This is a genomic window from Azospirillum aestuarii (assembly GCF_016632405.1).
Classification (GTDB): Bacteria; Pseudomonadota; Alphaproteobacteria; order Azospirillales; family Azospirillaceae; genus Azospirillum; species Azospirillum aestuarii.
In genome coordinates this window covers 24,903-44,546 of the sequence record NZ_JAEPIV010000021.1, presented here as the reverse complement: position 1 = coordinate 44,546, position 19,644 = coordinate 24,903, and the positions used below count along the sequence as shown (strand labels likewise).

General features: G+C 69.9%; 12 protein-coding genes. 6 read left to right on the top strand and 6 right to left on the bottom strand.

Going from position 1 to position 19,644, the window contains the following annotated elements:
• Positions 1-24 precede the first annotated feature (24 nt).
• The 5 genes from pfkB to JJL56_RS25130 all read right to left on the bottom strand — a co-directional run bounded on the left by pfkB (position 25) and on the right by JJL56_RS25130 (position 9,263).
• The gene (pfkB, locus tag JJL56_RS25150) at positions 25-996 is read right to left on the bottom strand and encodes a 1-phosphofructokinase (RefSeq protein WP_200486740.1); all 972 of its coding nucleotides are present in this window, start codon (positions 994-996) and stop codon (positions 25-27) included.
• Entirely contained in the window at positions 993-3,500 is a 2,508-nt protein-coding gene (ptsP, locus tag JJL56_RS25145; protein WP_200486739.1) for a phosphoenolpyruvate--protein phosphotransferase, read from the bottom strand. Before ptsP ends, pfkB begins: the two co-directional genes overlap by 4 nt.
• A gap of 67 nt (positions 3,501-3,567) precedes the next feature.
• Positions 3,568-6,474, bottom strand: a complete 2,907-nt coding sequence (locus JJL56_RS25140; RefSeq protein WP_200486738.1) for a PAS domain S-box protein — start codon at positions 6,472-6,474, stop codon at positions 3,568-3,570.
• A 16-nt stretch (positions 6,475-6,490) separates the two neighbouring features.
• On the bottom strand, positions 6,491-6,973 hold the full coding sequence (locus tag JJL56_RS25135) for a response regulator (protein ID WP_145628862.1): 483 nt from the start codon (positions 6,971-6,973) through the stop codon (positions 6,491-6,493).
• A 13-nt stretch (positions 6,974-6,986) separates the two neighbouring features.
• Entirely contained in the window at positions 6,987-9,263 is a 2,277-nt protein-coding gene (locus JJL56_RS25130; protein WP_200486737.1) for an ATP-binding protein, read from the bottom strand.
• A gap of 370 nt (positions 9,264-9,633) precedes the next feature.
• Between JJL56_RS25130 and JJL56_RS25125 the strand changes: the two genes are divergently transcribed.
• The 4 genes from JJL56_RS25125 (at position 9,634) to JJL56_RS25110 (ending at position 14,135) form a co-directional block, all read left to right on the top strand.
• On the top strand, positions 9,634-10,341 hold the full coding sequence (locus tag JJL56_RS25125) for a cyclic nucleotide-binding domain-containing protein (RefSeq protein ID WP_200486736.1): 708 nt from the start codon (positions 9,634-9,636) through the stop codon (positions 10,339-10,341).
• A gap of 283 nt (positions 10,342-10,624) precedes the next feature.
• Positions 10,625-12,103, top strand: a complete 1,479-nt coding sequence (ccoG, locus tag JJL56_RS25120) for a cytochrome c oxidase accessory protein CcoG (RefSeq protein ID WP_200486778.1) — start codon at positions 10,625-10,627, stop codon at positions 12,101-12,103.
• A gap of 281 nt (positions 12,104-12,384) precedes the next feature.
• Positions 12,385-13,239, top strand: a complete 855-nt coding sequence (locus JJL56_RS25115; protein WP_200486735.1) for a glycosyltransferase — start codon at positions 12,385-12,387, stop codon at positions 13,237-13,239.
• Between the two features lie 77 nt (positions 13,240-13,316).
• Complete coding sequence (locus JJL56_RS25110) at positions 13,317-14,135, top strand: GH12 family glycosyl hydrolase domain-containing protein (protein WP_200486734.1); 819 nt, start codon at positions 13,317-13,319, stop codon at positions 14,133-14,135.
• Between the two features lie 44 nt (positions 14,136-14,179).
• Here JJL56_RS25110 and fbaA read toward each other — a convergent pair whose 3' ends face one another.
• The gene (gene fbaA, locus JJL56_RS25105; RefSeq protein WP_035682507.1) at positions 14,180-15,259 is read right to left on the bottom strand and encodes a class II fructose-bisphosphate aldolase; all 1,080 of its coding nucleotides are present in this window, start codon (positions 15,257-15,259) and stop codon (positions 14,180-14,182) included.
• A gap of 266 nt (positions 15,260-15,525) precedes the next feature.
• Here fbaA and JJL56_RS25100 point away from each other — a divergent pair, with 266 nt between their 5' ends.
• Complete coding sequence (locus tag JJL56_RS25100; protein WP_200486733.1) at positions 15,526-16,413, top strand: SMP-30/gluconolactonase/LRE family protein; 888 nt, start codon at positions 15,526-15,528, stop codon at positions 16,411-16,413.
• 298 nt (positions 16,414-16,711) lie between these two features.
• Positions 16,712-19,519, top strand: a complete 2,808-nt coding sequence (gene ppc, locus JJL56_RS25095; RefSeq protein ID WP_200486732.1) for a phosphoenolpyruvate carboxylase — start codon at positions 16,712-16,714, stop codon at positions 19,517-19,519.
• Positions 19,520-19,644: the final 125 nt, after the last annotated feature.

The following is a 19,644-nucleotide window of genomic DNA, read 5'->3' as shown; positions in this document are numbered from 1 at the left end:
AATCCCCTCCGGCGCTGAAGAGCCTTACAATTCCTCCACCCGCACGGCCCGCATCAGCTCCGCGAGCCGCTCCGGCGGCGGCAGTTCGGGGCCGAGACGGGACAGCGTGCCGGCGGCGAAGGCGGTGCCGCGCCGCGCGCAGTCCTCAAGCCCCACACCGGCCAGCCGGGCGGCGACGACCCCGGCGACCATGGCGTCCCCGGCGCCGACCGTGCTGGCGACCTCGACGGGCGGCGGCACGGCGAGCAGCGCGCGGCCGCCCTCGACGAAGACGGCACCCTTGGCGCCCAGCGACACGACGACGAGCGCGATGCCCGTCTCCGACAACTCGCGGGCGGCGCGCACCACCTCGGCCCGATCCTTCAGGGGGCGGCCCAGCAGTTCGGCCAGTTCCGCTGCGTTCGGCTTCACCATGTCGGGGCGGGCGGCCACGGCGTGGCGCAGCGGCGGGCCGCTGGCGTCCACCACCACGAAGGCGCCGCGCCGGTGCAGGGCGGTGACCATCTCGGCGTAGGCGGTGTCCGGCACGCCCATGGGGACGCTGCCCGACAGGACGAAGGTCCGGTTGGTCACGGCGAGGTCGTCCACCACGGTCAGCAGGCCCCGCCAGCTTTCCGCCGGGACATGCAGGCCGGGCAGGTTGATGTCGGTGACGGAGCGCTCTTCCCGGTCCACCAGCTTGATGTTCACCCGGCTGCGGCCGGCCAAGCGCAGGCAGCGGTCGCGGATGCCGCGGCGGCGGAACAGCGCGTCGAACACGGCGGTGTTCTCCTCGCCCAGGAAGCCGGTGGCCGTGACGGGAATGGAGCCACCCGCCAAGGCACCGCCCGCCAGGAAGGCGGCGACGTTGATGCCCTTGCCGCCGGCAGTCCGCGTCTCGGCGACCGCCCGGTTGACCGCTCCGGCGGCGAATCCCGGCACGTCGAGCGTCTGGTCGATGGCGGCGTTCAGCGTCACGGTGACGACGCCGGAGCGTGGGGTGGGCTGCGGGCTCATGATACACCTCCGGCGTCGGCGAAACGTTGGCGGACCAACGCTCTTACCTCCGCCGCGTCGGCGCAGTCCAGCGCCTCGCGGGCGGTGCGCTCGGCGTCGGCCATGGCGATGGCGCGCAGCCGCGCCTTCACGGAGGCCACGGCAGGGATCGCCACGCTCAGCTCCGCGACGCCCAGGCCGGCCAGCAGGACCGCCCCCGCCGGATCGCCGGCCACGCCGCCGCAGGCGCCGACCCAGATTCCGGCGCGGCGGGCGGCGTCCACGGTGCGCTCCACCATGCGCAGAACGGCGGGGTGCAACCCGTCCGCCTGCGGGGCCAGGACCGGGTGCAGCCGGTCCATCGCAAGCACATACTGCGTCAGGTCGTTGGTGCCGATGGAGAAGAAGGACACCTCCCGCGCCAGCCGGTCGGCCATCATCACGGCGGACGGCACCTCGATCATGATGCCGAGCTCGACCGGCGGCACGTTCAGCTCCCGCCGCACCGCCTCGGTGATGGCCTTGGCGCGCTCCAGCTCCGCGGGTACGGCGATCATCGGGTACATGATGCGCACCGGCCCCTCAACCGAAGCCCGCAGCATGGCGCGGAGCTGGGTGCGGAACAGGTCCTCCCGCTCGAAGCACAGGCGGATGCCGCGCACGCCCAGGAAGGGGTTGCCCTCCGCCGGCATGCGCAGGTAGGGGACGTTCTTGTCGCCGCCGATGTCCAGCGTGCGCAGGATGATCGGCAGCCCGTTCATCGCCCGCACCATGGTCTGGTAGGCGGCGAACTGCTCCTCCTCGTCCGGCGGCAGGTCGCGCTGAAGGAACAGGAACTCCGTGCGCATCAGCCCGACGCCCTCGCCGCCCGCCTCCACGGCCTGCACCGCCTCCGCCGGGTCGGAAATGTTGGCGGCGACCTCGACGCGCTTGCCGTCCGTGGTGATGGCCGGCTTGTAACGGTCGAGCCGCTCGGCCTCACGCCGCTCGCCCACCTTGACCCTCGCCTCGGCGGCGCGGCCGCGGTCGCGCGCGCTGGGGTCGGCGACCAGCACCCCGCCATCGCCGTCGAGGATCGCCGCGCGCCCGTTCTCCAGATCCAGCACCGAGGGCCCGGCGGCGACCACCGCGGGAATGTCCAGCGAGCGCGCGATGATCGCCGTGTGCGAGGTGGCGCCGCCCCCCGCCGTGCACAGCCCCAGCACCTTGGCCGGGTCGAGCTTTGCCGTGTCGGACGGTTCCAGATCCTCGGCCAGCAGGATGACGGGGTGGTCCGGCAGGGCCGCCACGCTCTCCGTGACCACGGCGAGCAGGCGCAGCACGCGGCGCCCGACGTCGCTGAGGTCGGCGGCCCGCCCGGCCAGCAGCGGGTCGGCGAGCTGGGCCAGCGTGCCGGCGCGCTCCTCGTAAACCGCGCGCCACGCCCAGCCGGCGCTCTTGCCCCGGTCGATCAGGGCGTGGGCCTCGACGACCATCTCCGGATCGTCGAGAAGCTCCTGATGCGCCTTGAAGATGGCGGCCTTGGCGGCGCCGGCCTTCTTCCAGAACGCCTCGTGCAGGTTGCGCAGGTCGGCGGCGGCGGCGGCGAGCGCCTGATCGAGCCGGCGGTGCTGGGCCTCGGGGTCGGGGGCCGTTTCGGCGACCGTCAGTTCCTCGCGCTGGAACTGCCAGACCGGACCGGTGGAAACGCCGGGGGAGGCGGAGATGCCGGCGATCACCCGCCCGTCATAATCGAGGTCGGCCGGCACCGCCCGCGGGGCCGGCTCCTCCGCGGGCGCGGCCGTGGGGACCGGTTCATCCAACCCCGCGTCGAAGGCGGCGCGGATGGCCTGGAGCGCCGCCGCCGCGTCCTCGCCCGACGCGGTGACGGTCAGCGGCTGGCCGCCCGAGGCGCCGAGCCGCAGCAGGGAAATCAGGCTCTTGGCGTTGGCCGTGGTGCCGCCGTGCCGGACAGCGATCTCCGCGCGGAAGCGCTTGGCGACCTCGACCAGCGCCGTCGCCGGGCGGGCGTGCAGGCCATGGGGCGACGGGGCGGTCACCGCTATGGTGTCCCCATCGATGGGAACCGCGACCGACTCACTCACGGGTGATGCGGGCGCTTCGCCGTTCAGCACGCTTATGATGGCGCGCGGGTCGCTCGTGGTGCCCAGCCGCTCGGCCTCCGCGGGGTCGCCCAGCACGCCGGTCAACCGTTGCAGCACGGCGATGTGCTCGTCCGACTTGGCGGCGATGCCGACGACCAGCCGCGCCGGCTCCCCGCCGCCCCAATCGACGCCCTGCGGAAACTGCACGACCACCACGCCGGTCCGCCGCACCAGATCGCGGGCGTCGGGAAGCCCGTGGGGGATGGCGATGCCGCTGCCGAGATAAGTGCCGGACACCGCCTCGCGGCCCAGCATGCTGTCGATGTAGCCGGGGTCGATCAGGCCGCTGTCGACCATCGCCCGACCGGCGATGCGGATGGCCTCCGTCTTGTCCGGCGCCGAAAGCCCAAGGCGCACCTGCGATTCGGAGACCTGAAGCATCGCCCGTCCTCCCCCCGCGCGGAGTCCGTGCGCGGGGCCGGACTCGTCCTTGGAGGAGAGTAACGCATCAGTCGCAACGACGTTCCGGGACAGATTCGCGCAGGGCGCCACCACCATTGCCGCCGCGCGTATGGGCCAGCATGCCGGTGACGCGGGCGACCAACGCCGTCGTCTCGAAGGGCTTCTGCAGCACCTCGCAGCCCGGTTCCAGGATGCCGGTGCCAAGCGTGGCGTCGTAGGCGTAGCCGGTCATGAACAGCACGCCCAGCTCGGGCCGCCGCTCATGCACCGCCTCGGCGAGCTGCCGCCCGTTCATGCCGGGAAGCCCGACGTCGGTGACCACCAGATCGGCGCGCAGGCCACCATCCAGCAGCTCCAGCGCCTCGGTCCCGTCCGACGCCTCGACGACCTCCAGCCCGGCGTCCTCCAGCGCCTGCACCGCGACCATGCGGACCAGCGCCTCGTCCTCCACCAGCAGCACGGTTCCGGCAGTGTTGTCCATCGCGGCGGCGTCGGCAGGCTCCGCGGCGATCCCCGGCGGCAGGCCGGCGCTCCCCTCCCGGTCGCAGCGTGGCAGGTAGAGGCGCACGGCGGTGCCCCGACCGGCCTCGCTGTCGATGCGAACCAGCCCGTGCGACTGGCTGACGAAGCCATAGACCTGCGACAGACCCAGTCCGGTCCCCTGCCCGATCGGCTTGGTGGTGAAGAAGGGGTCGAAGGCGCGTTTGATGATGTCGGGCGGCATGCCCATGCCGGTGTCGGCGACGGTCAGGACCACATAGTCGCCGGGCGCCGCGCCGGAGGCGTCGCCCGCCACGTCGGCCGCCTTTAGATGGGCGTTGGCGGCGGTGATGGTGATGCGCCCGCCGTCCGGCATGGCGTCGCGGGCGTTCACCACCAGATTCAGCAGCGCGATCTCCAGCTGGTTGGAATCGCACCAGGCCGGCCAGACGTCCGGCGGGCAGTCGGTCGCGATGGACACCTGCTCGCCCACCGTGCGGCGCAGCAGGTCCTCCATCCCCTCGACCAGCGCGCCCGGCTCCGTCGCGTCGGGGCGCAGCGGCTGCCGCCGGGCGAAGGCGAGAAGACGCTGCGTCAGCCCGGCGGCGCGGGTCGCCCCGACCTTCGCGTGGGTGGCGTAGTCGCGCAGGTCCGCCCGCTCCGCGGTGTCCAGCCGGGACAGCAGCAGGTCCAGGTTTCCGGAGATCGCCGTCAGCAGGTTGTTGAAATCATGGGCGATGCCGCCGGTGAGCTGGCCCAGCGCGTCCATCTTCTGGGAGTGGCGCAGGGCCTCCTCCGCCCGCTCGCGCTCCGCCTCGGCGCGCAGGCGGTCGGAGACGTCGACCACGGCGGCCATGGTGCGCAGGAAGCCCCCCCGACCGTCCCGCTCGATCCGGGCGGAGACCAGCACGTCGGCGATCTCCCCCGGCCGTTTGACCAGCCGATAGGGCATGTCCTGGAAAGCCCCGAGCCGCAGCAGCTCCGGCCAGCGGTGCTCCCGGTGCTCCCGCGCGACGTCCGGCGGCATGAACTCGGCGATGTTGCGGCCGAGCACCTGGCCCCGGCTCTCATAGCCCATGAACTCCAGCCAGCGGTCGCTGACGCTCAGCAGCCGCCCCTCGGCGTCCAGGGAGTGCAGCGGCACCGGCGTCTTGGCGTAGAGCGCGCTGAGGTCGGCCTGGGCGCGCTGCCGTTCCGCCACCTCGCCCAGCAGCCGGCGGTTGGCGGCCACCAGCTCCGCCGTGCGCTCGGCCACCTGCCGCTCCAGATCCTCGCGGGCGTCGGCCTGGGCCGCGCGGGCCTTCACCGCGTCGTCGATGTCGGTGCAGGTGCCGAACCAGCGGGTGATCCGCCCATCCCCGTCGCGCAGCGGCACCGCCCGCCCGAGGAACCAACGGTACCGGCCCCCGGCCTCGCGCAGCCGGTACTCGACCTCGTAGGCGTCGCCCGACCGCACCGCGGCGCCCCACAGGGCGACGGTCCGCGCCCGGTCGTCCGGATGCACCACATCCATCCAGGCCGTGCCGGTCATCGCCTCCGGCCGGGTGCCGGTGTAGGCGAACCAATGCAGGTTGTAGTAGTCGGGGAGGCCGTCCGGCGGGGCCGACCAGACGAGCTGCGGCATGCTCTCCGCGATGGCGCGGAACTTGGCCTCGCTGTCGCGCAGCGCGATCTCCGAGGCGCGGCGGTCGGTGATGTCGCGCACCACCACCGAATAGGCGGCCGGCGCGCCCGTGGCGTCGCGCGCCACGGTCAGCACGGTGGAGCCGAAGAAGCGCCGCCCGTCCCGCGCCGCGTGGGTCCATTCGACCTCGCAACGCTCCTTCTCAGCCACCCCGGCCAGCAGGCCCCGGATGTTCTCCGCGCAGCGTTCCTCCGGCGCGAAGAGCAGGGACAACGGGCGGCCGAGCGCCTCCTCCTCCGTGTGGCCGAACAGGCGGCGGCTGCCCTCGTTCCACGAGGTGATGCGGCCCTCCGGGTCCAGCGTGACGATGGCATAGTCGCGGATGTCGTCGATGGCCTGCCGCAGCCGGTGCAGATTCTCCTCGGCCTGCCGCCGCTCGGCCAGGGTGCGCGCCTCCACGATCGCCCGCTCCACAGCGGCGGGCAGATGGGCCAGCCGCTGCTTCAGCACATAGTCACGGGCACCCAGCTTCAGCGCCGACACCGCCGTCTCCTCCCCCATGCGCCCGGACAGGAACAGGAAGGGGGTTTCCGGGGCGCGGGCCTTGGCGATCTCCAGCGCCGCCAGCCCGTCGAAATCGGGCAGGGAGAAGTCGGCCAGGATCAGGTCGAAGCGCCGCCCGTCCAGCGCTGCCTTGGCCAGCGCCGCCTCGAAGGCCGCGCGGGTGTCCACGCGGGTCACGTTGCAGGAGATCCCCGCCTTGCGCAGGCGCGCGCAAGCCAGCTCGCAGTCCAGCGGGCTGTCTTCCAGATGCAGGATGGTCACGGCGGCGGGCATGGCGGCGGGCATTCCGGAGGGCATTCCTTCAGGCGCCTTTTCCGGCGGGCGGGGTTCCCGCCGGGCGGCGGGCGCAGCCGACCGGGGGTTCGTTCAGGATCGCCCAGAAGGCGCCCAGGTCGCGGATCGCCTGGAAGAAGGCCTTGAAGTCCACCGGCTTCACCACGAAGGCGTTCACGCCCAGCCTGTAACTGCGCACGAGATCGCTTTCCTCGCGCGACGCGGTGAGCATCACGATGGGGACGTGCCGGGTCTCCGGATCGCTCTTCACCCGCTCCAGCACCTCCAGCCCGTCGATCTTCGGCAGCTTGAGGTCGAGCAGGACGACGGCGGGAAGCTGGGTCGGCTTTCCGGTTTCGGGATCGCGGCGGGTCAGCATCCGCAGCGCCTCCTCGCCGTCGCGGGCGACGATGACGTCGTTGGCGAGCTGGCATTTCTCCAGCGCCGCCAGGGTCAGCTCCAGGTCCCGCGGGTTGTCCTCAACCAGCAGGATGGGTTTCAGGTCACTCATGGTTTCAGATCACTCAAGGGAGATCTCGCAGATCCGGTTTCGCCGCCCCGGCCTTCGGCAGCGTGAAGTAGAAGATGGCCCCCTTGTCGAGCCGCCCGTCGGCCCAGGTCCGCCCGCCATGGCGGTCCACGGCGCGGCGCACGTTGGCCAGACCGATGCCGATGCCTTCGAACTCCTCGTTGCGGTGCAGCCGTTGGAAGACCCCGAACAGCTTCTTCTCGTAAGCCTGGTTGAAGCCGACCCCGTTGTCCCTGACGAAGAAGAGGGTTTCGGTGGGCCGGTCTTCGCAACCCACGGCGATGCGCGCCGGTTCCCGGCCGCGGGAGTATTTGATGGCGTTCGACAAGAGATTCTGCAGAACCAGCCGCATCATCACGGGATCGCCGCGCACCGTGGGCAGCGGGGCGATGTCCCACGCGATGTCCCGCCCGGCGGTGTCGGGCGCCAGCGTCTCCCGCACCTCCGCGACCAGGGCGTTCATGTCCACCGAGACGGGGGCCAGCTCGCTGCGCCCCATCTGGGAGAAGTGCAGCAGATTGTCCACCAGCGTGCCGGCGCTGTTGGCCGCGTCCACGATGACGTCCAGATAGCGCTTTCCGGTGGCGCTCAACTGGTCCGATTCCAGCTCCTGCAGCAGCTCGGCATAGCCGACGATATGGCGGAAGGGCGCGCGCAGGTCGTGGGAGACGGAGTAGGAGAAGGACTCCAGTTCCTTGTTGGAGCGCGCCAGCTCCCGCGACAGGGCGGCCAGTTCCTCCGCCTTGCGCAGCACGATGCCGATGACGGCGTGGCGCAGCGCCGCGGCGGTATCGCGCTCCGCCGCGGTCCAGGGCAGCGCGCGGTGGCGCACCGTCTCCTTCCAGGTCTCGAAGGAGGCGCGCGGGCTCAACCCCTGCCCCTCGCGGTCGAGCGGCTTGCGCGGGTCGCCGCCCCAGCGGACGGTGCGCACCACCTCGGGCCGGAACCACAGCACGTAGCTGGCGTGCAGCTTCGACACGGCGATGGCCAGCAGCCCCGTCGCCTTGCCTTCGAAGGACGCGGCGGCCGGGTAGAGGGCGGGCAGGCTGTCGGTCTCGAACTGCTCCGGCTCGCCCTGGGTGGCCAGCCAGTCCACGAGGCCGCGCACCTGCTCTTCCGTCGGGGCGTCGCCGACCAGCGTGCAGCGCCGTTCGAAGACGACGGCGGCCCCGCTGGCGTTGGCGAAGCGCAGCAGGTCGTCGGGATGCTCGGTCAGGCCGGCGATGAAGGGATCGGTCTGGGCCATGGCGGCCAGCAGCCGCGCCTGGATGGACTGCAGGGCGATGCGGTGTTCGGCATCGCGCCGGTCTTCCACCGCGGCGATGCGGACCGACAGGATCTGGGCGATCAGGTCGCAGGCCGAGCGCACGGCGTAGGACACCGCCTTCGGCTCCCGGTGGTGGCAGGAAACCAGCCCCCACAAGGCCCCGTGGAGCAGGATCGACACCGACATGGAAGACGCGGTTTCCATGTTCCGCATGTACTGGACATGCACCGGCGACACGCTGCGCAGGACGGAGAAGCTGAGATCCAGCAGTGGCCCCCCGTCGGGAAGCCGCGGCATCGCGACCAGGGGCACCGGGGCGTAGCCGGCGTCGGGGATCAGCCGCTGACGGTTCAGCCGGTACAGCTCGCGCGCCTGGGTGGGGATGTCGGAGGCGGGAAAGCGCAGGTCCATGTAGGAGGGCAGCCGCCCGTTCCCGTCCTCCGCCACCACCGTGCCGTGCCAGTCGGCGTCGAAGCGGTAGATCAGCACGCGGTCGAACCCGGTCAGCGCGCGGACCTCCTGCGCGGCGCAGCTCAGCAGGTCCGCCGGCGCGTTCAGCGCGTCCAGCCGCTCCAGCGCCTCGCGCATGCGCGGGTAGACATGGTCGATGAGGCCGGTCTCCAGCCCGTCCAGCCGTTCCAGCTCCAGGATCACCACGTCGTTGCCCGCCGCGTCACGGATGGCATGGGCGAGAAGCTGGTGACGGCCGGCACCGGGCAGTTCGGTCACGGCGACCGGCACCGGGCGGGAGGGCACCGGACCGGCGGCGAGAAAGGAGCGGACCGCGCCGCAGAGTTGCGGGTGCAGAGCCTGCTCCAACGGCTGACCCAACGCCTGCTCCAGCGGCAGGGAGAGCGCCGGCGCGGCGTTGGCGCTGGCCTGGATCAGGGTGGCGCCGGAGTCGCTTCCGGAGACGGCCAACAGCATGCCGTGGGGCTGGATGCTGCCAGGGCGATGGATCGGTTCCCGGCTGCAGGCATCGAGATCCAAATCACCAACGGTCATGGCGCCGGTCCTCACGGCAGCGTTCACTCCAAAAACAAAGACAATCCAATAGGTCGCTCCTTAATACCCTGCTCGCTGTCCGGTCTATTCGATGATTTCAGATAATGTCGAATGTTTGGCTTGGCGGGCATCTCTTTGGTTATCAACGGCGGGAGACTGAAACAATACCACTTCAGAACAAGGGCATAAGCGATTAGTCATATAGATTGCCTTTCGTTGCGCGCAACGTCGGAAAGGGGGTAGGACAGGATACGGGATACCGCCCGTGGCGGATCTACGCGGTTGGAACTTTTCGACCGGACCGCGTAAAATTCGTTCCGGAGCTTCGGGCGGAACCGGAACGGGTCCGGCGGACGGAAGGCAGGCAGGGGTGCATCGGAACGGAATCGACGCCGCCCGGCTGGGCACCGCGCGCTGCAGCAGTTGCGCTATCCGGGACCTCGTCCTGTTCGGCGACCTGCACGACCAGGATTTCGACCTGATCCACATCCCCATCGACGAGCTGCGCTTGCAGCACGGCGCCACGCTCTACAGCGCGGGGGACGAGGGCGGCTCCCTCTACACGATCCGCAGCGGGCTGGTGAAGCTGGTCCAGTTCCTGCCCGACGGCACGCAGCGCATCGTCCGGCTGCTCCGCCAGGGCGCCGTGGCCGGGCTGGAGGTGCTGGTCGACAAGCCCTACGAACACACCGCCGTCGTGCTTCAGGAGACGGAAACCTGCCGCCTGCCCCGCGCGGTGGTCGAGCGGCTGAGCAAGGAGACGCCGCGCCTGCACGCCCGCCTGATGGAGCGCTGGTACCAATCCCTGCATCAGGCCGACGAGTGGCTGACCGAACTGTCGACCGGCAGCGCCCGGCGGCGGCTGGCCCGGCTGTTCCTGAAGCTCGCCGCCGATGCTCCGAACGAGCCGGTCCTGCTGTCGGGCCGCGAGGATCTGGGCGCCATGCTTGGCGTCGGCATGGAGACGGCCAGCCGCACCATCGCCGAGTTCAAGCGCGCGGGTTTGGTGGCCGAGCGGGCGCCGAACGTCTTCGTCTGCGACCTGTCCGCGCTGGAGGCGGTGGCGCTGGACGGGTAGGCGAGGATTAACCCCTCGGTACCCCCGACCCTCCCCCGCTTTGCAGGGGAGGGAGCTTATCGCGAAGCGGCGGCAGTTCCCTCCCCTGCGTTAGCGGGGGAGGGTTAGGGTGGGGGCAAGCTCCGCATCCCGATGCTCCCCCGACAAAAATCACCACCTCACCCCCGTCCGTTTGCGGATTCGCAAAGGCAGCGCCGCGCCGTCTCCCTAGCCTGCGGAGACGGCCCGCCCCCTGCCCCGCCCCTGCCCCATGTGTCCGCGGGCCGAACCACGGACGAGCATGATGAGCGTTTCCACCACCGAACCGCAAACCGCCTCCCGCCCCGCGGAACCCGCGCGCAAGAGCGGCCTCTACGCCACATACAGTAAGATCTACCCGAAGTCGGTCGCCGGCACCTTCCGCCGGCTGAAATGGCTGACGCTGATCCTTCTGCTCGGCCTCTATTACGTCACCCCCTGGATTCGCTGGGACCGCGGGCCCAACGCGCCGGATCAGGCGGTGCTGGTGGATCTGCCGGGCCGCCGCCTGTATTTCTTCTTCATCGAGCTGTGGCCGCAGCAGGTCTATTACCTGACCGGCGCGCTGATCCTGGGGGCCATCGGCCTGTTCCTGGCGACCGCGCTCGCCGGCCGCGTCTGGTGCGGCTACGCCTGCCCGCAGACGGTGTGGAGCGACCTGTTCCTGTGGGTGGAGCGCCGGATCGAGGGCGATCGCGGCGACCGCATCCGCCTCGACCACGCCCCCTGGTCGCCGGCCAAGCTGGGGAAGAAGGCGGCCAAGCACGCCGCGTGGCTGCTGATCGCGCTGCTGACGGGCGGGGCCTGGGTCTTCTATTTCAACGACGCCCCGACCCTGGCGCTGGAGATGCTGCGGTTCGAGGCGACCTCGAACGTCCTGCTGTTCATCGGGCTGTTCACCGCGACCACCTACCTGCTGGCCGGCCACGCGCGCGAGCAGGTGTGCATCTACATGTGCCCTTGGCCGCGCTTCCAGGCGGCGATGCAGGACGAGGACAGCCTGACCGTCACCTATGAGGATTGGCGCGGCGAGGGCCGTGGCCACCTCAAGCGCTCGCAAAGCTGGGAGGAGCGCAAGGCGATGGGGCTGGGCGACTGCATCGACTGCGGCGCCTGCGTCCATGTCTGCCCGACCGGGGTGGACATCCGCAACGGCCCGCAGCTCGCCTGCATCGGCTGCGGCCTGTGCGTGGACGCTTGCAACGACGTGATGGCGAAGATCGGACGGCCCGGCGATCTGGTCCGCTTCGATTCCCTGAACGCCCAGATCGCGCGGGCCAACGGCGCGACGCCGGCGTTCAAGCCGGTCCGCCCGCGCACCATCATCTACACGCTGCTGCTGACGGTCGTCGGCGGGATGATGGCCGCCGGGCTGGTGCTGAAGCCGAAGGTGGACGTGAACATCCTGCGCGACCGCGCGCCGCTGTTCGTCACCCTGTCCAATGGCGACATCCAGAACGCCTACACGGTCAAGGTCCTGAACATGACGCGGGCGGCCCAGACCTACCGCCTGTCCTTCACCGGCCTTCCCGGCGCCGTCCTGTCGGTCGCCGGCGGCGCGGGCGAGGCGGCGGAGGGCTCGGTCCTGGTCCAGGCCGATCCCGACAGCGTGGCGACCCACCGGGTGCTGGTCCGCGTGCCGAAGGAGGCGCTGCGCCAGCCCTCGACCCCCACGGCCTTCGTCGTCACCCGCCAGCCGGACGGGCTGACCGTCCAGCACGAGACCGTCTTCCTCGCCCCCTGATCCTGTCCTGTCTCTTGAACCGATGGAGGTTGCGCCATGAACTTCGACACCACCACCTACATCGCCCTGGCCGGCGCCGTCAGCGTCTTCGCCGTCACCATCGGCGTCTTCGCCTTCCTGCTGACCCGCAAGGGCAAATGAAGGCTCTGCTTTGAAGGGGGCGTCCGGTCCTCGGGCGCCCGCCTTCCGCCGGGGGTGAGGTTGCTTGCCGCGCCGGACCTGTTGCATAACGGCGTTTGGCGGGAGCTTTCCCCAAGAACGGCGTCGTAAAGGGTCCATCAATGGAAGTGCTGAGCTTCGCACCGGAGGATTTCTCCCATGAACTTCTGGCGCTGGAAGTCGCCAAGCTCATCAAGGACGAGACGCCCCCGGCCGCGCCGCTCACCTTCCATGCTTATTGGGATGGCGCGCTGAACGAGAAGCACCTCATTTCGGTGAAAAGCTGCTATCTGTTCAATGTGCGCGGCAACGGAAACAGGATCATCGTCTGGACGCAGAATGGCGTCGACAACGAGTACTCGAGCGAAATCGCAAAATACGCCGAGATACGCACCTTTTCCGAGCGCGACGAGTGCCGCGGCACCTTTCTTGAGGGGAACGATTTCGGACGGTCGATCGACGCCTCCTTCTATTCCGACATCGTCCGGTACATCCTGCTCTACAAATACGGCGGCGTCTGGTTCGACCTCGATTGCCTGTTCCTGAGGAGCGTCACGCCGCTCCTGAACCAGTTCCCCGGCAAGATCCTGGCCTACCGATGGGAGCGGCAGAACTATCCCAACGGCGCGATCTACATCTCTCCCACGCCGTATTCGGAGGCGATGAAGGGCAACATCGAGTTCATCCGCAACCGCGGCCGCGGCTGGGGTTTCCAGCAGGCGAGCCTGGTCTACGACACGCCGATGGACATCCTCGTGCTGCCATGCCCCTGGTTCGACGCTGGATGGATCGACAATCCGGTGCTTCACTTCAATGACTTCATGACGGCGTCGCCGGTCGCGTACGACCTCGACAGCTTCTTTCCCGGCGCCTTCTGCTTCCACTGGCACAACAAGTGGCGTGACACGATCGAGCCGGGGAGTCCAATGGATCGGCTCGCCCGCGACATCGACCGCCGGCTGTCCGCCGGACGCTGAGCACCGCCGCGATCATCGCCGCACGACTCTGTTGAAGCCCCGACGCCGGACGGAATGCAACGGAGCGGGGACCCATCATGACCACCACGCTGAAGGGAAGCGCCGACCGGCTGGAGGTCGGCGGCTGGGCGGCCAGCAGCAACGTCTGGAATCCGGGCGGTTACCGCAACGGCAAGGACTTCACACAGTCCATCGCCATCGACGAGGCGACCTTTCCGAACGGAACGGTGATCAGCTGGAGTTGGCCCTACGACAGCCGGCGCGCCCTGACCTACGAGAATTACCCGGTGCGCGCCTATCCGGAGCTGACCCACGGCGTCAACCCGTGGAACGGCGCGCCGTCCACCAGCACGGACCTGCCGGCGCGGATCGCCGACCTGCCGAATTTCGACGTGACCTACAAGATCGGCCTGACCGGTGCCACGAACCTCTACAACGTCGCCGTCAGCCTGTGGATCGGCGACGACCCGGCCAAGGGGATCGAGGGCGTGACCGACGAGGTGATGGTGTGGCTGCACAGCGGCTACTTCACCCCCGCCGGGGAACCGGTCGCCACGCTGACCGACGCGCATGGGGACGCCACCCTGTGGAACAAGCCGGTGTTCAGCGGCGGGGTGGACGGCAACCCGATCGACTGGGAATACACGGTCCTGCAATACGGTGACGACCGGCTGGCCGGGACGCTGGACCTGGACGGGCTGCTGGACGAGCTTCAGACCCGCGGGATCGTCAGCGAGACGGACTGGATTCTCGGCTTCCAGTTCGGCGCGGAGGTGGCGGCGGGTGCCGGATCGATGACGGTCGAGCAACTGGCCGTGGATTTCACGGCGCCCCCGGCTCCGGCGACGGTTGCGACGCCGCCGGAGCCGGTGATCGGGGTGGTGCCGTCGGTGTAGGGGTGAGCGGCCGTGCCGGCCCCCACCCCCCACGCCTTGACCGATCAGCCGGCCAGCGACTTGCCGGCGGCGCCCAGATCGGCGAAGGCCTCGTCGAGGCGGCGGACCATGCCCTGCTCGCCCAGGCGCAGCCACTTGCGCGGGTCGTACAGCTTCTTCAGCGGCTTGCCCGACTGCGGGTCGATCTGATGGCGGAAGGCCGCCTCGTTCTCCAGCACGAAGCCGCCGATGGACTCGGCGAAGGCGAACTGGGTGTCGGTGTCGATGTTCATCTTGAACACGCCGAAGCCGACCGCCTGGGCGATCTTCTCCTTCTCCGACCCCGAGCCGCCGTGGAACACCAGGGCCAGCGGCTTGGCGCCGCCGCCGTGACGCTCGGCCACCAGGGACTGCGAGGCGCCGAGGATCTCCGGGCGCAGCTTCACGTTGCCCGGCGCGTAGACGCCGTGCACGTTGCCGAAGGAGGCCGCGACCGAGAAGTGCCCGATGGGCGACAGCTCCTCATAGGCGCGCAGCACGTCCTCCGGCTGGGTGTAGAGGTGGGCGTTGTTGGCGGCGTCCAGGTCTTCCGAACCGATGCCGTCCTCCTCGCCGCCGGTCACGCCCAGCTCGATCTCCAGGCTCATGCCCAGCGGGGCGAGGCGCTTGAGGACGCGGGCGCATTCCGACAGGTTGAAGTCCAGCGACTCTTCCGACAGGTCGAGCATGTGCGAGCTGAACAGCGGACGGCCGGTGCGGCGGAAATGCTCCTCGCCGTGGCCGATCATGCCCTCGACCCAGGGGATCAGGCCCTTGTTCGCGTGGTCGGTGTGCAGGACGACGCAGACGCCGTACTGCTCGGCCAGCAGATGGACGTGCTGGGCCGCCGACACGGCGCCGAGGATGCGCGCCTGGAGCGCGTCCTTCATGCCCTCGCCGGCGTAGAAGCGGGCGCCGCCGTTCGACAGCTGCACGATCACGTCGGAGCGGTTCTTCGCCGCCGCCTCGAGAACGGCGTTGATGCCGTTGGTGCCGACCACGTTGACCGCCGGCAGAGCGTAACCGCCGTCCTGGCAAGCGGCGATCAGCGCGCGGTAGTCCTCTCCGGTCACGACGCCGGGCTTCAGTCGGGTCGGGGCAGACATGGGTGAATTCCTCCCTCGGAAAAATACTGCCTTGAAACTTTGGTTCGAACGTTGGTTCAAACGTCGGTTCGATCGTTCGGTCAAGCCCCATATGGGCATGGGACCGGCGAACGCCACGCGCTCTTTTTGCCACTTCCCGCGCCGGAACGCTGCAAAAGACTTGCCGCGAACGCGACCCTGGACCTGTGACGAAAAGACCCGCGGCATCCCCGACGACAGCCGCCAAGAGCCGTTGAAGTCAAGACCCAATGAAGGAGACCGGGACCATGGACGCTCACTGTGTCTGGGAGGCGGGCGCGCAGCTCGGCGAAGGACCGGTCTGGTCGCCGTCGCGCAACGCCCTGTTCGCCGTGGACATCCGCGGGTCGCGCCTGCTGCGCTACACCACCGCCGACGGGCAGGGGCGCGACTGGCCACTGGAGGAGGCCGCCTGCTGGCTGGTCGAGCGGGCGGACGGCCGCGGCTTCGTTGCCGGGCTGCGTTCGCGACGGCTGGTCGGCTTGACGTTCGACGGCGACCGGCTCTCGGTGGGTCCCGAGTTGATCCGGCTGGAGGAGGACAGTCCCGGCAACCGGCTGAACGACGCCATGGCCGACGCAGCGGGCCGGCTGTGGGTGGGCAGCATGGACGATGCGGAAAAGGAAGCCTCCGGCGCGCTCTACCGCGTCGGTCCGGACGGTAGCGTGGAGCGGGTGGACGAGGGCTACACGGTCAGCAACGGCCCAGCCCTGTCCCCGGACGGGCGGACGCTCTACCACGCCGATAGCCCGCGCCGGACCATCTTCGCCTTCACCCTGGACGCGGACGGCGCTCTGTCGGGCAAGCGCGTCCACATCCGCTTCGGCGAGGAGGGCGGCTATCCCGACGGCATGACCTGCGACGCCGAGGGGCATCTCTGGGTCGCCCACTGGAGTGGCGGGCGGGTCAGCCGCTTCCGGCCGGACGGGACGCTGGACCGGGTGGTGCGGCTGCCGGTGTCCAACGTCACCTCCTGCGCCTTCGGCGGGCCGGGTCTGGACCGGCTGTTCATCACCACCGCCGCCCAGGATGCGCCGGCCGGGGAACCGCTGGCCGAGGAACCATTGGCCGGCGGGCTGTTCGCCTGCACGCCCGGCGTCGTCGGGTTGCCGCCGGGACGGTTCGGCGCACCCTGAAACGGTGCGAGTCTTGCCAGTGGATTTGATATACTAGTATAACTCCCGCGCTGAACAGCAGCCGTCACCGCATGGCGGAAGGATCGCGCGCCGCCGTGGCGGGCCCTTCCGCCAAGTGATAGACCTGTGCGGGCACCGCAGCGCAACCGGCGCCACCGGGGCGGCGGCGTCCGCAACCGTGCCGAAGCCGTTCTCCCACAAGGGAAAAAGGGCTTTAGCAGGTGCAGCAAACTGCTTTACAGTTGCAAGCATATTCTTTTTCGACGGTTCCACCTTCGCACAGCCGGAGCGACCCACGATGACCACCGACGCCGCCCTTCGCCCCACCGCTCCGGTCACCGACGCCGAAACCGGCACCGACGACAAGGATTTCCCGCTGCGCGAGGACATTCGCCTGCTCGGCCGCCTGCTCGGCGACACGGTGCGCGAGCAGGAGGGCGACGGCGTCTATGGCGTCATCGAGAGCGTGCGCCAGGCCTCGGTCCGCTTCAACCGCGACGACGACGACTCCGCCCGCCGTGAGATGGCCGAGATCCTGAACGGTCTGCCGCGCGACACGATGATGTCGGTGGTGCGCGCCTTCTCCTACTTCCTGCACCTCGCCAACATCGCCGAGGACCAGCACCACATCCGCCGCACCCGCGACCACGCCATCGCCGGCTCGCCGGCGCGCGAGGGCACCCTGCCCTACGCGCTGGAGCGGCTGGAGGCGGCCGGGGTCGGACCGGACCGGCTGGCCGGCGTGCTGGACATCGCCCAGGTCAGCCCGGTGCTGACCGCCCACCCGACCGAGGTCCAGCGCAAGAGCATCCTGGCGCTGGAGCACAAGGTGGCGTCCCTGCTCGACACCCGCGACCGTTCCCGCCTGACGCCGGAGGAGGCGGAGGCCAACATGGACGCGCTGCAGGAGGCCATCCTGACCCTGTGGCGCACCCGCATGCTGCGCCCGCAGCGCCTCGCCGTGATCGACGAGGTGAAGAACGGCATCTCCTACTACACCGACACCTTCTTCTCCGAGCTGCCGAAGCTGTTCTGCCGCTTCGAGGATCTGCTGGGCAAGCGCTTCCCCGACCGGGAGTGGTCGCTGCCGCCCTATTTCCGCATCGGCTCCTGGATCGGCGGCGACCGCGACGGCAACCCCTTCGTCACCGCGCCGATCCTGCGCGAGGCGATGCGCCTGCAATCGACCGCCGCGCTCGACCACTATCTGACCGAGATCCACGAGTTGGGCGGCGAGCTGCCGCTTTCCGAGCTGCTGCTCGGCACGTCGCCGGAGCTGGAGGCGCTGGCCAAGCGCTCCCCCGACCATTCGCCGCACCGCGCCGACGAGCCGTTCCGTCGCGCCCTGACCGGCATCTACGCCCGTCTGGCGGCGACCTCGCGGACGCTCGACCAGCATGAGGCGCTGCGCAACGCGGTCGGCAAGGGCGATCCCTACGCCACCAGCGCCGAGCTGCTGGCCGATCTGGAGGTGCTGGCCGCCTCGCTGAAGGCCCACGGAGCGGGCCGTCTGGCCGCCGGGCGGCTGCGCCGCCTGATCATCGCGGTGAAGACCTTCGGCTTCCATCTGGCGCCCATCGACCTGCGCCAGAACTCCGACGTGCACCAGCGCACGGTGGCCGAGCTGCTGGCGGTCGCCGGCCGTTGCGCCGACTACGCCGCCCTGTCGGAGGATGAGCGCATCGCCCTGCTGGCCGAGGAAATCCAGAGCCCGCGCCCGCTCCATTCGCCCTACCACGCCTATTCGGAGGAGACGGCGGGCGAGCTGGCGATCTTCTTCGCCGCCCGCCAGCTGCGCGAGACCTACGGACCCGCCGCCCTGCCGAACAGCATCATCTCCAAGACGGACGGCGCGTCCGACCTGTTGGAGGTGGCGCTTCTACTCAAGGAATCCGGCTTGCTGCGTCCGGGGGCGGAGGGCACCCCGGCGCTCGGCCTCAACATCGTCCCGCTGTTCGAGACCATCGAGGATCTTCGGCAGGCCCCGGCGACCATGGAGCGGCTGTTCACCCTGCCCGCCTACCGGGCCCTGGTCACCTCGCGCGGGGACGAGCAGGAGGTGATGCTCGGCTATTCGGACAGCAACAAGGACGGCGGCTTCCTGACCTCCGGCTGGGAGCTGTACAAGGCGGAGATCGAGCTGGCGAAGCTGTTCGACCGCCACGGCGTGCGCATGCGGCTGTTCCACGGCCGCGGCGGCTCGGTCGGCCGCGGCGGCGGCCCCAGCTATCAGGCGATCCTGGCCCAGCCGACCGGCGCAGTGTCCGGCCAGATCCGCATCACCGAGCAGGGCGAGGTCATCGCGTCGAAGTACGGGCGTCCGGAGGTCGGGCAGCGCAACCTGGAGGTCCTGACCGCCGCGACGCTGGAGGCCACCCTGCTCGACCTGGAGAACCGCGTCGAGCCGGCGGAATCCTTCTACGCGGCGATGGAGCGGCTGTCGGAACTTGCCTTCGGCGCCTACCGCGGGCTGGTCTACGAGACGCCGGGCTTCACCCAGTATTTCCGAACGGCGACGCCGATTTCGGAAATCGCCACGCTGAACATCGGCAGCCGCCCGGCCTCGCGCACCAAGTCGGACCGCATCGAGGATCTGCGCGCCATTCCGTGGGTCTTCTCCTGGGCGCAGTGCCGCCTGATGCTGCCCGGCTGGTACGGCTTCGGCAGCGCTGTGGAGGCGTGGCTGGAGGAGGAGCCGGACGGGCTGGCCCTGCTCCAGCGCATGAACCGCGCCTGGCCCTTCTTCAAGTCGCTGCTGTCCAACATGGACATGGTGCTGGCCAAGAGCGACCTCGCCATCGCCTCGCGCTACGCGGAGCTGGTGGAGGACGTCGAACTGCGCGAGCGCATCTTCGGCCGCATCCGCGAGGAGTGGCAGCGCACCCGCCGCCATCTGCTGGCCATCGCCGGCCATGACGAGCTGCTGGGCGAGAACCCGCTGCTGGCGCGGTCGATCCGCAACCGCTTCCCCTACATGGACCCGCTGAACCACGTCCAGGTCGAGCTTCTGCGGCGCCACCGCGCCGGCAGCAGCGACGAGCGGGTGCGGCGCGGCATCCTGATGTCGATCAACGGCGTCGCCGCCGGCCTGCGCAACAGCGGCTGACCCATCACCCGACGCCTCATCCCGTCAATACCGCGGGATGGTGCCGTAGGGATGGCGCCGCCGGGATGGGGCCAGCGTCGAAAAAGGGTTGCCGGTCCCGATTTCCCACTTGCTTTCATATTAAT

What these genes read in the sequence shown, in the direction of transcription:
- pfkB (WP_200486740.1), bottom strand. Translation starts at nt 996, where the DNA reads ATGAGCCCGCAGCCCACCCCACGCTCCGGCGTCGTCACCGTGACGCTG.
- ptsP (WP_200486739.1), bottom strand. Translation starts at nt 3,500, where the DNA reads ATGCTTCAGGTCTCCGAATCGCAGGTGCGCCTTGGGCTTTCGGCGCCG.
- JJL56_RS25140 (WP_200486738.1), bottom strand. Translation starts at nt 6,474, where the DNA reads ATGCCCGCCGCCATGCCCGCCGCCGTGACCATCCTGCATCTGGAAGAC.
- JJL56_RS25135 (WP_145628862.1), bottom strand. Translation starts at nt 6,973, where the DNA reads ATGAGTGACCTGAAACCCATCCTGCTGGTTGAGGACAACCCGCGGGAC.
- JJL56_RS25130 (WP_200486737.1), bottom strand. Translation starts at nt 9,263, where the DNA reads ATGACCGTTGGTGATTTGGATCTCGATGCCTGCAGCCGGGAACCGATC.
- ccoG (WP_200486778.1), top strand. Translation starts at nt 10,625, where the DNA reads ATGAGCGTTTCCACCACCGAACCGCAAACCGCCTCCCGCCCCGCGGAA.
- JJL56_RS25115 (WP_200486735.1), top strand. Translation starts at nt 12,385, where the DNA reads ATGGAAGTGCTGAGCTTCGCACCGGAGGATTTCTCCCATGAACTTCTG.
- JJL56_RS25110 (WP_200486734.1), top strand. Translation starts at nt 13,317, where the DNA reads ATGACCACCACGCTGAAGGGAAGCGCCGACCGGCTGGAGGTCGGCGGC.
- fbaA (WP_035682507.1), bottom strand. Translation starts at nt 15,259, where the DNA reads ATGTCTGCCCCGACCCGACTGAAGCCCGGCGTCGTGACCGGAGAGGAC.
- JJL56_RS25100 (WP_200486733.1), top strand. Translation starts at nt 15,526, where the DNA reads ATGGACGCTCACTGTGTCTGGGAGGCGGGCGCGCAGCTCGGCGAAGGA.
- ppc (WP_200486732.1), top strand. Translation starts at nt 16,712, where the DNA reads ATGACCACCGACGCCGCCCTTCGCCCCACCGCTCCGGTCACCGACGCC.